The sequence below is a fragment of the Sphingobacterium puteale genome, assembly GCF_003627955.1.
GTDB lineage: Bacteria > Bacteroidota > Bacteroidia > Sphingobacteriales > Sphingobacteriaceae > Sphingobacterium > Sphingobacterium puteale.
Window position 1 is genome coordinate 12943 of record NZ_RBWS01000024.1, and the last position, 15293, is coordinate 28235.

The 15293-nt window shown below is 43.8% G+C and carries 9 protein-coding genes; 4 read left to right on the top strand and 5 right to left on the bottom strand.

The genetic code is table 11. The features are described from left to right. Window positions 1–4: 4 nt before the first annotated feature. The 5 genes from D7322_RS24340 to D7322_RS24360 all read right to left on the bottom strand — a co-directional run bounded on the left by D7322_RS24340 (window position 5) and on the right by D7322_RS24360 (window position 6592). Window positions 5–1780 carry a DUF885 family protein gene (locus tag D7322_RS24340; protein WP_220700165.1) on the bottom strand — a complete coding sequence of 592 codons (1776 nt, stop codon included), beginning with the start codon at window positions 1778–1780 and terminating at the stop codon, window positions 5–7. Between the two features lie 24 nt (window positions 1781–1804). Beyond that, window positions 1805–3064, bottom strand: a complete 1260-nt coding sequence (locus D7322_RS24345; protein ID WP_121126796.1) for an NAD(P)/FAD-dependent oxidoreductase — start codon at window positions 3062–3064, stop codon at window positions 1805–1807. Window positions 3065–3087: 23 nt separating this feature from the next. Next, on the bottom strand, window positions 3088–4086 hold the full coding sequence (locus D7322_RS24350) for a 4-hydroxyproline epimerase (protein WP_121126797.1): 999 nt from the start codon (window positions 4084–4086) through the stop codon (window positions 3088–3090). 20 nt (window positions 4087–4106) lie between these two features. Further along, the gene (locus tag D7322_RS24355) at window positions 4107–5594 is read right to left on the bottom strand and encodes an aldehyde dehydrogenase (NADP(+)) (RefSeq protein WP_121126798.1); all 1488 of its coding nucleotides are present in this window, start codon (window positions 5592–5594) and stop codon (window positions 4107–4109) included. Between the two features lie 95 nt (window positions 5595–5689). Beyond that, entirely contained in the window at window positions 5690–6592 is a 903-nt protein-coding gene (locus D7322_RS24360) for a dihydrodipicolinate synthase family protein (protein WP_121126799.1), read from the bottom strand. A 502-nt stretch (window positions 6593–7094) separates the two neighbouring features. On the opposite strand from D7322_RS24360, the gene D7322_RS24365 reads away from it, so the two are divergent. The 4 genes from D7322_RS24365 to D7322_RS24380 all read left to right on the top strand — a co-directional run bounded on the left by D7322_RS24365 (window position 7095) and on the right by D7322_RS24380 (window position 15292). Next, the gene (locus tag D7322_RS24365) at window positions 7095–9821 is read left to right on the top strand and encodes a DUF5695 domain-containing protein (RefSeq protein ID WP_121126800.1); all 2727 of its coding nucleotides are present in this window, start codon (window positions 7095–7097) and stop codon (window positions 9819–9821) included. Between the two features lie 180 nt (window positions 9822–10001). Further along, on the top strand, window positions 10002–10565 hold the full coding sequence (locus D7322_RS24370) for an RNA polymerase sigma-70 factor (protein WP_121126801.1): 564 nt from the start codon (window positions 10002–10004) through the stop codon (window positions 10563–10565). Window positions 10566–10654: 89 nt separating this feature from the next. Continuing rightward, on the top strand, window positions 10655–11761 hold the full coding sequence (locus tag D7322_RS24375) for a FecR family protein (RefSeq protein ID WP_121126802.1): 1107 nt from the start codon (window positions 10655–10657) through the stop codon (window positions 11759–11761). A 30-nt stretch (window positions 11762–11791) separates the two neighbouring features. Continuing rightward, window positions 11792–15292 (top strand): SusC/RagA family TonB-linked outer membrane protein, encoded by a 3501-nt coding sequence (locus D7322_RS24380; RefSeq protein WP_121126803.1) that lies wholly within the window; start codon window positions 11792–11794, stop codon window positions 15290–15292. The last annotated feature ends 1 nt before the right edge of the window (window position 15293 follow it).

Sequence of the window (15293 nt, forward strand, 5' to 3'; positions counted from 1 at the left end):
GCACTTATTTAAATTTATAAAATTTCCATTTTGCCCGATGGTCAGGTTCAAGCTGCTGGTTTGTCAATACCGCCCTGAGCATCTCCATGGGCAAGTAATTTTCCTTGATGACCCGGTCATGAAATTCGCTGTAGGACATTTTCCCCGATCCTACCAATTCATCACTGATACTCAGCAGCTGCAAGCCACCGATCAAATAAGCCAATTGATACAAAGGATCGTAAGAACCTTCAAATGATCGTTTCACCTCACCATGTGCGTTTGCAGGTTCATGACCGACCTGATTAACCAAATAATCAACACATTGCTGTGGCGTCCATTCACCCAAATGAAATTTAATACTGAATGTAATCCGTGCACAACGATGCATTCGCCAGAATAACATCCCGATACGTTCTTCCGCTGTCTTTGCAAATCCCATTCTATAGAGCAATAATTCCCAATATAAAGTCCAGCCTTCCGTCCAAAATGGTGTATTAAAATTTTGCTCCCGATAGGGTTTATACCGTTTATTCATGAAATATTGCAGATGATGCCCCGGATTGAGTTCATGCTGTACCGTACCCAATGAAAAATGCGGATTATTACCCCGCATACTCATCATCTTCTGCTCATAGGTCATCGTATTGGTCGGATAGGAAATACTGATCTCGCGTCCGCCCGTAAAAAAAGGATTGACCAATTGCCGTTCAGGTGTCATCATAATCATTCCCCAGGTTTCATCCGCCAATTCAGGGATGGCGATCAGGTCGTGCTGTTTGATAAATGCCTGGGCTCGATCATATAACTGATTGATCAGACCGGGCTGTTGACCTTCGGGCACATAGGTATTTTTAACCTTTTCTTGTGCTGCTTTCCAATCATCACCAAATCCCATCTCACGGGAAGCTTTTAATAACTCGGCCACACACCATTCCCATTCCTTATCAGCGATACGCAATAACTCATCCGCATCATAAGCGATCATTTCCTCCCGCAATTTTTTGTTGAGCGCAACTTTTCCGATCGGCTGCCCGCCAATATTACTTCCATCATTAAACACTTTCCAATTGCTCTTTGCCTGCAATGCACCTTTATAACGGATCAGTTTTTCGTTTAAACTTTCATAAGATTTGGGCACCCACCAGGTAAACATAGGATCATAACCATTATAGAAATCGAAGGCACTCTCCAAACGGGTTCGCAATGACTCCACCATATTGATTAGGAAGTTGACGTCTGCGGATTCGATCGCTGCGATATTTTCTAACTTGTGGATTTCTGCTTCAACCTGATCTCCCGTTTTTTCCAGCAAAATGGCAATATCCTTTCCCACAACTGTAGCACCTCGACGACGTTGCTTTTCAAATTGAAGAATATTTTCGGCAAATGGTAAGTAAGGTTTCAGCCGATTGTAGGAAGATAATTCTTCTTTGAGTTCTTCTTGATGTCGTTGCACTTTCTGGTTCAGTAGGATATAATCGACCTGACCATTGGTGTTCAATTTCTTATAATCAAATGCTCTTAACTTAGCTAAATAGTCATCGTCGATCTTGAGCAGTCTATTGATCTGCTCGGGTGAGGCTGCGGATTGCTGAAATCCCCAATTTTTGGGCATTGGGCCATAAAAATAATTGACAGCCTGCAGATCATGTCGATATTGGATGATATAGGGCTCAATGGGTGTGGTGTGTTGATACAAATCCATATCTTGGGCATCTGTTAGCGAAGAAGCCATACAAAGCACGCCAATGACTATAAATTTCTTTACGTTAGGGTTATTGTTGTTTTTCTTCATCATTTCGGTTTATCGGTTTATATGTGTCTATTGAAACCGATCCGGACTAAAGCCTGAGATATCCGTTTCCGTGGCTTTGCCGGACAATAAGGCCGTGATAGCTTTTCCGTAAGCAGGTCCGAGGCTCAGCCCCATCATACCGCCCGCCCCCGCAATGCTGACATTGCTGTATTTGGAAGTTCTGCCCAAATAAGGAAGCCCATCCGGTGAACATGGTCTGTAACCAAACCAGATATCCTTCGGATAATCGACCTTTAGATCCGGGAAATATTTAGGGATAGATTCGACGATACCTTTGACACGATTAGGGTATATCTTATCATTGGCAGGACCTAATTCCATGGTTCCACTAAAACGAATCTGATTATTCATGGGCGTCACCGCTACACGAGCCTCCAATAGCAGGGCTGCATGTATCATCCGGTTATTGTCTGTTGTATCATACATGAAAGAATACCCCTTGCCGGGCATCAAAGGCAATTTCAAGTGTAGCTTCGAAGCCAATGCAGGTAGCCCTGCTCCCCCGGTTACGACAATTTCATCGGCATGAAATGCTCCTTTTGACGTAACGATTTCGGAGACCTTTTTGCCTGAAAATCTAAAACCTGTTACCTCCGTCTGATAGTTGATCTGCACGCCATGAGCAAGCAGGTAGTCTGTCAACATTTTCATCAATTGGGGCGGATATAAGATACCGTCACATTTGTATAAAATACCGCCGATCGTATCCATTCGGAGATTAGGCTCTAAGGCCTGAATACCTGCTTGATCAAAAACTTCCACATCCAGGCCCAAGTTTTGGGCCTTTTCTGCCAGCTCAATTTCTTCGTGTGCGACATGATTAGATTTGTAGAGCATCATAATCCCATTTTGCCTAAGCTCAAAATCAAAGCCTTCCTGTTGGGCCAATTCATCATATGACCGGCTACTGGCAAGATTCAGATCACGTATCGCGGCTGCATTTCGGTGGACATGTTTTTCATTGGCATGTTTCAGGAATTTCAATCCCCAATCGATCAGTGAAAAATTCAATGCGGGTCTGACGTAAAATGGACTTTTGCTGTTCAACATCCATTTTACACCTTGTGCCACGATACCCGGCGCTGCCAATGGAGTGAAATGACTGGGAACGATCATTCCTGCGTTACCGTAGGAACAATTGTCCTGTCCGTCACCTTTCTCTAAAATCTGAACTTCCCAGCCATCCCGCAAGAGGTAATACGCGCTAGACAATCCTGCGATACCTGTCCCTATGACAGCAACTTTTCCTTTATTCTTTGTTGACACGTTTTTTGATATTTTAATAGTAATTACATAACCTGAAATCCTTCTTTATAGGGATCTTCATCATCAATAATGATCTGACTATACCCCGTCATTCGTGCCCAGCCTTCCACCGAAGGAATGATGGCCGCCCGCTCGGATATCGTCGTTTCCTGTTCAATACGACCGACGAATTGCGAACCTATGTAACTCTCATGAACAAACTCATCGCCTTTTTTTAACTTCCCTTTGGCATACCACTGTGCCATGCGCGCAGAAGTGCCCGTACCGCAGGGAGACCTATCCAATGCATTTTCGCCTACCAACACCGCATTTCTTCCTGTAGAATTTTCTTTCGTTGGTTTTCCGGTCCATTGAATATGGCTAAGACCATATATATTTTCATCTTCGGGATGAATAAAATCTGTTTTCTCATTGAGTAAGCGACGGATAATTTTTCCATAATGAATGAGCTGGCTCGCCGAAAAATCACTGATATCCCCAAAATTTTTCTGAGGATCAATGATGGCATAGAAATTTCCACCATAGGCAACGTCGGCTACAATCTCCCCCAGATCAGGGCACTGCACCGTCAGCGCTTCTTTATAGAGGAAAGACTTCACATTCGTCAGCTTAACCGTTTTGACTTTTAGACCTTCTTGTACATAATCAATGAGGATTAATCCCGCGGGTGTTTCCAGACGCAGCTTACCCGGTACTTTTGGGATGACCAAACCCTCTTCGATTGCTAGCGTCACGGTACCGATTGTACCATGCCCACACATCGGAAGACATCCGCTTGTTTCGATATAAAGCACGCCCGTATCATTATTAGGGTCTGTTGGAGGATAAAGAATACTACCGCTCATCATATCATGACCGCGCGGTTCAAACATCAATCCTTTCCGAATCCAGTCATATTCTTCCATAAAGTGCAGCCGGCGTTCCATCATTGAGCTTCCGTTCAAGACCGGAGCTCCTCCTGCCACCAATCGCACAGGGCAACCACAGGTATGGGAATCAATACAAAAAAATGTTTTCTTCATCAGTTGCGATACAAATTATCCTAAATACTTTTTGTTGTCACCACAGCACCGTCCACGATGCGAGCGATACCCAATGGGTTTTCATTTTTTAACTCTTCTGGCAAAAATTCATCTGGCCAATTCTGAAAAGCTAAAGGACGCACAAAGCGCTTCACCGAATCCGGCCCTACCGAGGTAAACCTCGGATCGGTACAAGAAGGAAAAGGGCCTCCATGCTGCATTGCATAGACCACTTCTACACCAGTTGGCATGCCATTAAATAAGATACGCCCGGCTTTATCTTTCACCACATGAATAATATCCTGATGCTCATTCACATCCTCCTTGGTCGCTGCAATTGTAATCGTCAATTGTCCTTTAAGTTGCCGCGCGATGGCCAATACTTCAGCATCATTTTCGGCTTCTACCACTACCGCAAAAGGGCCAAAAACTTCCTCGCTCAATACTCGGTTTTTCAAGAAATTGCTGGCTGAGGTACTGACCACGGCAGGACTTCCCTGCCCTTGGGCGGCAGCTATACCCGATTCGGCGATGATAGCCACATCCACCTGGCTACTTAAGGTTGTTTTATTTTTCTCATAATGCGCATAGATGCCCGTATTGAGCATTGTAGCCGGTGCCGTAGCAACGATGGCTGATGCAAGCGCTTTTTTGAAACGCTCCAGACCATCCCCTTTTACCGCTACGAATACCCCGGGATTGGTACAGAACTGCCCCACACCCAAAGTCAGCGAAGCCGCGTATTCCTGCGCGAGAACTTCTGCGCGATCTGCTAAGAGATGTGTAAAGGCAAATACCGGATTGATACTTCCCATCTCGGCAAATACCGGTATCGGTTCTTCCCGCTGATTGGCAATATCAAACAGGGCCTTTCCGCCCCAATATGAGCCCGTAAATCCCACAGCTTTGACAAGCGGGTGGGCAGTCAGGTAGGCCCCTATTTTTGTATCAGTGCCTTCGATATTATTTCCAAGAATATGGCTAAACACGCCCTCCGGCCATCCAATTTCTTTGATCACAGCGGTTATTGCTTCAGCCATGATCGTCGATGTCTGGGTATGTCCCGAATGGCCCTTGACGATCACCGGACAGCCCGCCCCGATAGCACTCGCCGTATCGCCGCCAGCCGTAGAAAAAGCAAAAGGAAAGTTGCTTGCTCCAAAGACGACAACGGGCCCTATCCCCACATTAGACTTCCGGATATCACTTTTACCTGTTTCACTATTTGCTAGGTCGATGCGGGCTTCGGCATAAATTCCCGAAGCGACCGCATTGGCATAAGTGCGCCACTGGCCAACCGTACGAGCCTTTTCCCCTGTAAGCCGGGGCAAAGGCAATGCCGTTTCCGCATGGGCAGTCTCCAGCAACTCGGCGCCTAATCCTTCAATTTTATCTGCAACGGCATGCATAAAAGCGGCACGTTGGGCAACCGTAGTAGATTTCAAAAATTGAAATGCTTCTGCGGCCATGCGAACACGCTCATCCAAAAATGCTTCTGATTGATTCATTATTTATTCCGATTTTTCTTTATAAAAATAACCTTTAGGCGAATAGTATCCACTGATCGCCCGCAGGCTTTTACATGCTTATTAATCCGTAGATTTTAATTTAAGCGCGGGCGACTGGCAATACCATCAGCAATCACTTTGTGGATCCTTTCCGCTTCTTCGCCAATTAACGGAAGCCGAGGTGCACGAAGATGCGGAGTACCTATTCCTTCGGCTGTTGCTGCGAGCTTAATATATTGAATAAGTTTGGGGTGAATATCCAGTTCCAGCAAAGGCATAAACCAACGATAGATTTCCAATGCCTTCTCGTAATCACCATTAACGGCATAATTATACATTGCAACAGTTTCATTTGGAAAAGCATCCACCAAACCAAAAACCCATCCGTCAGCACCCACTACTATTGATTCCAAAGAGATTGTATCCACACCACCCAATATTTTAAAGCGGTCGCCAAATTGATTTTTCATCCGGGTTATATTTGTCAGATCCCGGGTAGATTCTTTTACCGCAGCAATCGTCGGGCAATCTTTCAATTCATCAAACATGGCGGGTGATACAAATACTGCATAATCAACCGGATTATTATAAATTAGTATGGGCAGATCTGTCGCATTCGCTACTGCCTTAAAATAAGTGACAACTTCACGGTCATCAGCCCGATAGCGCATAGGTGGCAATAACATTAACCCATCTGCACCTAGTTCTTTTGCTTTAATAGCAAAATTAACCGCATTTTTAGTTGTATTTTCTGTAATATTCAGTATAACGGGCACCCGGCCTGCAACAACCTGTCTTGCGAAAGTCAATAATTCAAACTTTTCATCCGTATCCAGTACGGCGGCATCGCCCAATGATCCCGCAATGATAATACCATGTACCCCCGCTTTGATCTGTGCTTCTGTATTCTTCGCAAACATATCAAAGTCAATCTCACCGTTCTCTTTAAAGGGAGTCAATACTGCCGGGTATACACCCTTCCAATTTAATTCAGCCATAGTTGGTCTTTAATTATGTAATTTAAATTTTTCTTGTTCAAAGAAAGCAACTATAAAAACACCAAACTAACCGGCTTTTAATCATTACTTACAGGATATTGACATTTAATAATCTATTCGTAAAAAAGGTTTCTATAATAGCTGTCCTGTTCCCTCCTTGATCCAGATTAACTGATACTCCTCATGACGGTGCAAATAAAGATAAAAACTTATCCAACACATCCTTCTGAATAAAAACAGTCCTATCTTTGGGAATAGGAACTTGGTCTTGAATTGGTTTCATAAATTAGAATCGTTTAAGGTTAAAATGATTTTTTAATAAACGTCAATTATACACTAAATTTAGTATTTAGTAGTTTACAAAACAACTCGTCCGGTAGAAATATCAAAAACGTAATGTATTAGGTTAAAATCTGGCAATTAAAAAAGATCCTAATCGATCAACTTTGTACTAGTTCACGCTCTGATCCGTAAAGAATAATAAATTTATAAACCTAACAAAATGAATCTAAAGAATAATTACTATATCCTCATTACCTTACTCTATATCCTACCGACCAATTCCGCATTTAGCCAACAGGAGGAGCATCCCGTATGGAAAGCTACTAAAAGCCAACCTGCAACTTTGGGTATCGATCAAGGATCTAAAAGCTTTGCTTTAGCGCAGCTCAAAATAAAGGTGCTCAATCACTCACAGACTTTATCAGCTTTTCAACAGGTACATGGTGATGCTGCTTTCGACTATACGCCTGTGGAAATGTTAGCGAAGCGGGACCGCAACAATTTCTTTCATATCGGCGACATAAACGTCAGTCTTAAACGTCAGGGAGAAACGCATTGGTCGTATTATTCTTCAGCCAAAGACCGCAAGAGGGTAATCGAATTACCCCCTTCCAAAACGATCTTAGCTGCCGCTGACATCACTCCGACATTAGGCGACATTCCCCTAAAAGTCAAGCGCAGCTGGGAGAATGTGGGGGGCGATCTGATCTTAAAATTTCAGCTAACAAATCCTACCGGTCAGGCTATTGAAATCGGATCATTGGGAATACCCCTTCCATTCAACAACAATATGGATTGGAAAAACCTGAATCAAGCACATGCACAAAATGTATTCTTCGATCCCTATATCGGCAAAGATGCAGGTTATCTCCAAGTGAACCATCTGCATGGAAATGGCCCGAGCTTATTGGTGCTCCCTTACGGCAATGCCGGATTTGAAGCTTACAGCCCCTTACTTGATGACCCTACGCCCAGAAGTATTACGTTCGAAGGTTTCCATGAGTGGATGATCCACAGTAAAGCACTTGCCGAAACAGCATGGAAAGGCGTAGAACAATGGAACACACCAACTTCAACCCTATTAAAACCCAATGAATCAAAAACATTTGCCCTCAAGTTTGTACTAGCTCCAAGTATCAAAGAAATTGAAAATACACTGCTAAAAAATAACAGACCTGTGGCCATCGGAGCTCCCGGCTATGTCGTTCCATTAGATAATCCTGTCAAATTGTTTATCAAGCATAACAGAGCCATTAAAAACATTGCTGTCTATCCGGAGGGCGCTCTAAGCATTCGCAAGCTAAAAGACACACCACAGCAATGGCATCACTATGAGGTCAAAGGTCAACAATGGGGACGTGCACGCCTGACCATTACCTATCAGGATGGCACCGAACAAACTATTCAATATAAAGTCATTAAGTCCGAAAAAGATGTCGTCAATGATCTTGGCAATTTCTTAACGACCACCCAGTGGTACGAAAATGACAAAGACCTTTTTGGACGGTCACCATCTGTTATCACCTATGATTACGAAGAAAAAAAACTCGTTACCCAAGAACAGCGCGCCTGGTATGCCGGTCTGAGCGATGAAGCCGGAGCAGCAAGTTGGCTGGCAGCTATCATGAAACAGGTCTTGCAACCCAATCCTGCTGAGATCAGCAAATTAAAACGTTTTGTCAATGAAACGATGTATGGTCATATCCAGCACAGGGAAGGCAGTCAAAAATATGGGGTGGTCAAGAGCTTGTTTTACTACGAACCGGATACTATGCCAGCAGGCACTTACCGAACAGATATCAACTGGAAGACCTGGTCGGCATGGCCTAAAAAAGAAGCTGATAACATCGGACGCTCCTACAACTATCCCCATGTTGCGGCGGCACATTGGGTCATGTATCGACTCGCTCGCAATTACCGCAATCTGGTACAAGAAGAAAGCTGGGATACCTATTTAGACCGTGCTTTTCAAACTAGTATGGCCATGATTGAAAAAGCGCCTTATTACGCACAGTTCGGACAGATGGAAGGCAGTATATTTTTGCTTGTCCTCCAGGATCTGCGTCGTGAAGGTTTCACAGATCAAGCTAATCAATTGGAAGATGTGATGCGCAAACGTGCCGAACACTGGAAAAGCCTTGCTTATCCTTTCGGCAGTGAAATGCCCTGGGATTCAACCGGACAGGAAGAAGTCTATTTATGGTCCCGATACTTTGGTTTCGACGACAAAACCCGGGTTACCTTAAATGCGATCTTAGCCTATATGCCTACCGTGCCACATTGGGGATACAACGGTAGTGCCCGTCGTTACTGGGATTTTGTCTATGGTGGGAAATTATCCCGGATCGAGCGTCAGCTACATCATTATGGTTCGGCTTTAAATGCAATCCCTGTATTGACCGAGTACCGTGACCATCCGGATGATTTCTATCTTCTTCGCGTGGGGCATGCCGGTATGATGGGCGCACTGGCCAATGTCACTGCAGATGGCTTTGGTCCCGCAGCATTCCACTCCTATCCTTCGACATTGGCTAACGATGGTATTTCGGGCGATTACGGCACTGGGTTTTATGGCTATGCTGTCAATTCAGGCACCTATATCATAGAACATCCAGAATTTGGCTGGCTGGCATTTAGTGGCAATCTTAAAGAAGATAAAGATCACATCGAAGTAGCCATAAAAACAGCTTCCAAAAGCCGCATTTTCTTAGCAAAAGAAAATCTGTGGTTGACCACTGATGCCGGAGAAATCGAAACACTAACATACAATAAAAAAGATAAAAGTGTGATCTTGAAACTTAATCAATCAGCTCTGGTGCCACATGTATTGCTGAATATCAATCCAGCGAGTGGCTATGAAATTGAAGGTCCCCAAAAGAAGGATAAATTCAATCAATATGAATTGTCCCCTTCTACTAGCACGCTAATCCTTAGAAAAACAAAATGATACTCGCTTACGGTCTCATCCCTCCTGTAGGCGGATGAGACCATCACCGTATTGGGTCCATAATAAGGCAAAAATGAAGTAAAAACGAAATCGGATGATAGGCTATAGAACTTTCGTTTTTTATTTTTGAAAACAATGTCCTAAATTAGCTCTACAAACTAGTATCAACTCAACAACCCGGTGCAGTACGATTACCACAATTTAAAAGAAGATACGCTCTTCCAACTTGTAAAGGCCAACGATGAGTTAGCCTACAGGGAATTGTTCGATCGTTATAAAGAACTCCTGTTTCGCCATGCTTACCGAATGACCCAAGACAGCGAGCTAAGCCAGGATATCGTTCAGGATGTTTTTCTCGTCCTCTGGAATAAAAGAGCAACTATAGAAATCAGCCAATCACTCGAACCATATTTGATCAAATCTATCCGCAATAAAATACTGGACTATTTTAGCCATCAGGAGGTGGTAGAAAAATATCGGGTGGATATCTTATCTTTTGTCGAGGAGGGTATCAGTTATACGGACGACTTCCTGCTGGAAAAAGAACTTGCTGCGATGATCGAACACGAAAAGAGCAAACTGTCACCCCGTACCAGGGAAGTTTATGAACTCAATCGCGAGCAGGGCCATAGTTATAAAGAAATTAGTGCGCTATTATCCACCTCCGAAAAAACAATTAAAAAACAGGTTCATAACGCCCTACGCATATTGCGGACAAAATTTGGTTCCTTCTTTTTTTTCTGATTATTTTTTTTTATTTTTTTTATACTCCCTTTTCCCTGTTCGACCGTCATTACTATTAGATAGCCTTCTTATGGCTATCGGCCTAAAGAATGGAGAAAGAAACAATACAGGAACTATTCCGAAAATATAAAGCGGGAACCGCATCGCCTGAAGAACTGCGGATCATTCATAGCTTCTATCTGCACAAAGCAAAGCGTACGTCCACGGAGCTGGAAGATCAGTTTATCCAGGAGCAGCTTGATGCGATGGACAGGAATTTATTTCCACAAAAAACAAAACGTATTGCAGTATGGAAATATGCAGCAGCAGCAGTCCTCACACTCAGCTCAGCATTTGGACTATACCAGTATACGCAGCAGCAACTTACCGAAAAAGAACCCCAACAGGCTACTGAACAGTTTGCCGCCATAAAACCGGGACATGACCAGGCAACACTTCGCCTGCCCAATGGCGAAGTCATCGCATTAGGTCAACAGGACAAACTGATCAATAAGAATGGCGTCGTGCAGCTGAATACAGGCAATATAGATCTCGGCACAGCGGTGGGCAATCGAATGATCACGTTGGAAACACCCCGTGGTGGACAATTTCAGGTTCAGCTCGAAGATGGCACCAAAGTCTGGCTCAATGCCGGATCAACCATCAGTTACCCCGCTAAATTTGTTACTAATGAACGATCTGTCATTTTAAAAGGTGAAGCTTATTTTGAAGTTGCACACAATGCGAAAAAACCATTTAAAGTGACCGTTGGAAACGATGAAATTCAAGTACTAGGTACAGGATTTAATATCCAGAGTTACGATGACAACCTGACTCCGATCACCACATTGGTCCATGGAAAGGTAAAAGTCACCCGTAATAATAAAGCACAGCAAACACTGATCTTACAGCCTGGACAACAAACTTTAGCACAGGCAAATCTACAAAAGGCAAATACGGATATAAGCGGTATTACTGCCTGGAAAAATGGACTTTTCAGCTTCAAACGGAGCTCGATAAAAAATATTGTCCGTGAATTGGAACGCTGGTATAATATTGATTTTGTCGTTGACCAAGCCGCAGCCGAAAATCGCCTGATCACAGGAGAAATCCCTAGAAACGTAAATCTTGACGATGTCATGCAGATCCTTTCTTATTTTGACATCCAAGGCCACATGAAAAACAATAAAGTGTATTTAACCCTCAAAAAACAATAGCATAAACAGATAACTTAACCCAACACCTATATGAAACAAACCTATTCGTCCAGGCTCAACAAAAAAGCCAGGGCCGTGCTGCTCTATGGCTTTTCGGTACTGTGCAGTTCCTACAGTTTTGGCCAGATTAACATCCAGGCCAATAACGAATCAGCACTCGCAGTCATGAAACAGATTGAAAAACAATCGGCCTATCATTTTGTCTATGACGAGACACAGTTAACGATTCCAAAAGTTAAACTGCGCCTCAACGATGTCTCGCTCAAGGAGGCTCTGGATGCGACATTTACAGCCAACAACATCCAGTACAAGATTGTCAAAAACACCATTTTATTAAAAAATGCACCTACCGGAAGGTCCACTTCCACAGCGCCCTCAGTACCCAGCCAACAGTACACATTGCACGGCAAAATTTCCAATGCTGAGGGTACAGTATTAAGTGGTGCTACCGTCACGATCAAGAACACAACGATCTCCACAAAGTCTGATCAAAACGGACAGTTTGAATTGACCTCTCCTACTCGTAGCGCCATACTGAGCGTTTCCTACTTAGGTTATGAGCCTCTAGAAATTAATGCCAATGAAGAATCTGCTACGATCGTACTCAAGCCAAGCAATACCAGTCTTTCGGAAGTTGATGTGACCATCAATACAGGCTATCAGACCATTGCCAAAGAACGTGCTACAGGAGCATTTTCGAGTCTACCGAAAAATAGCCTGCAGCAGCAGCGGCTTAACAACCTGGAAAGCTTGCTGGAAGGCCGCATTGCGGGTTACCACGACGGCCTACTTCGCGGAACAACTTCTATGAGAGGAGCTACATCTCCCTTGTACGTGATCGATGGTTTCCCGGTAGATAATTCTACAATGGATGTCAATGGCCGTATAGTCGAGAATCTTCCGGATCTCAATCTGGAAGATATCGCGTCCATTACTGTCTTAAAAGATGCGGCCGCAGCCTCCATTTATGGTGCCCGGGCAGCCAATGGGGTTGTGGTTATTGTCACCAAAAAAGGAAAAAGTAAAGGAACCGAAATCAATGTTTCGGCCACACTAACGCATACCCCCTATTATTTTAACACCGATCGTCTGGCATCATCCGCAGACATGATCGGCATTGAGCGGGAATGGGCGGAGAAAAATCCTATTTTAAAAACAATGACAGCCGAGCAGGCAAAAAAAACGTTAAACGATATGTCTTACCAGAGTCTTGGTATCCGCACCATCCTTAAAAAATATGCTGGTGAGATCAATGAATCCGAAATGAATGCTGAGCTGGACCGTCTCTCCCGACAAGGCTATCGTTATTATGACGATGTCGCGAAATATGCCAAACGGAATCCTTTTTCACAACAGTACAACCTGAACCTTTCCAACGCTACGGAAAAAAGTAAATTCTACTTTTCGACGACCTATAAAAAGGATCTGCTGGAAGACCGCTTCAGTAAAAACCAGAATCTGGGCATCAATCTCCGGAATATCACCCAGATCAACAAATGGCTGGAAGTCGAGATGAGTACTTTTCTCAACTATATGGATAATGACAAGCAAACCTATGATATACTGAAACCGGGCATTTCTTTTCTGCCTTACAATAAGTTAAAAAATGACGACGGTAGTAATTATACGGCTCACATGGCCGATTATATGAGCCTGGACAAAATTAACAGTATCAAACAGTACGGTCTAAATACGCTGGACATCACGCCATTGGACGAGCTAAAAAACAATATTGAACAGTCCAGTGGCTTCTCCAACCGAAGTTTCCTCAAATTGAATGCAAAGATTGCAGACTGGCTCAGCTATTCGGCCTCTTTTCAATATGAAATCAGCAATAAAAAAGTCGAACTTCTCTACGGGAAAAACTCCTATTATACACGATCACGTGTCAATCAATTCGCGTTAATTGCGGATGGAAAAGCGACACTAATGATGCCCAATGGCAATATTTATAAAACAACAGATCTCAAGAATAATGCATTCAATTTCAGGCAACAGATCAATATTGACAAGGACTTCGGCGAAAAACACAGCCTGAATGCCATATTGGGAAGCGAGCTCAGGAACAACAGGATGCGTTCGCAGATTCAAAATCTCTACAATTTCGATCCCGATGCGCTTACCTACACCATGCTGGACCCGGCTATAGGTAAGGTGGGTTCTTTCAATCAGCTCAATGACAATGCCAGTCAATACGAATTCACCAATCGTTTTGTTTCCTTTTATGGGAATGTCGGCTATGCCTATTCGAAAAAATATCTTCTCACAGGAAGTCTGCGCTGGGACCGGTCAAACCTATGGGGAACAAGCTCAAAATATCAGGACAAACCGATCTGGTCGATAGGTGCGGGATGGAACCTGCATGAGGAAAATTTCGTGCAGCTGGACTGGTTAAATCAGCTTAAGCTACGCACTTCGTACGGTATCGGTGGGAATATACTGCAGAATATCGCTCCTTTTATGACAGCGTATTACAATACCAATTCTCACGTCGGGGGAACACAAGGTACGGTATCGGACCGCCCCAATCCGTCGCTTTCGTGGGAAAAGACGACCACCACGAATATTGGATTGGATTTCGGTTTGTTCAGAAACCGTATTTCGGGAAGCTTGGATTACTATAGAAAACAGGGGAAAGACCTCTTCGCTTCCACGATGGGGGTACCCGTCGAAGGCTTTGGCTATTCCACCTATGTCATCAATAATGGTCAGATGACCAATCATGGTCTGGAATTAACGTTGAACGCTAATATCCTCCAGAAAAATGATTTTAGTTGGAACAGCAGTGTCCTATATGCCTATAACAAAAACAAAGTTACTTATGTCAATGTCAAAGCCCCAGTCTATTTCTTACAATTGGATTACCCCGATGCTTATCCCCGCATAGGAAATCCATACCAGGCGATTTACGCCTACAAATGGGCTGGACTCGATCAGCAGGGCATACCACAGGTATATGACGAAAACGGGAACAAAACCACGCAAACGCCGACGACGTTAGAATCGATTGTATACGCCGGAACAAAAGTGCCTACGCATACCCTTTCCTGGACAAATAGCCTCTCTTACAAAAACTTTGATTTTTCAATGATGCTTACTTATGAAGGCGGTCATAAGATCAGAAATAAGGATCTACCGTATATGGGTGCAGGTAATTATCTGACATTCACGACCCTTGCTCCGATGAACAAAGACATCCGTAACCGTTGGCAACAGGAAGGCGATGAACTGCATACCGATGTTCCGCGTCTGGTATTTCCAGAAGAAACAAATCTATACAACTCAGCAAGTGGAACCGTCTATCAATATGCAGACATCAATGTGCTGGATGCACGCAACGTGCGCATCCGTAATATCAGTCTCGCCTACCGGCTTCCGGCTGACTGGATAAAAAAGATGCGCCTGGCACAGGCAAGGTTACAGTTCAACGCTGAAAATGTAGCCATGTTTACCAAATCCAGCAATGCAAAATTTATGCTGGAAGGCTATCGTGCCCCGAATTATGTTTTTGGCGCTTACCTCACCTTTTAAT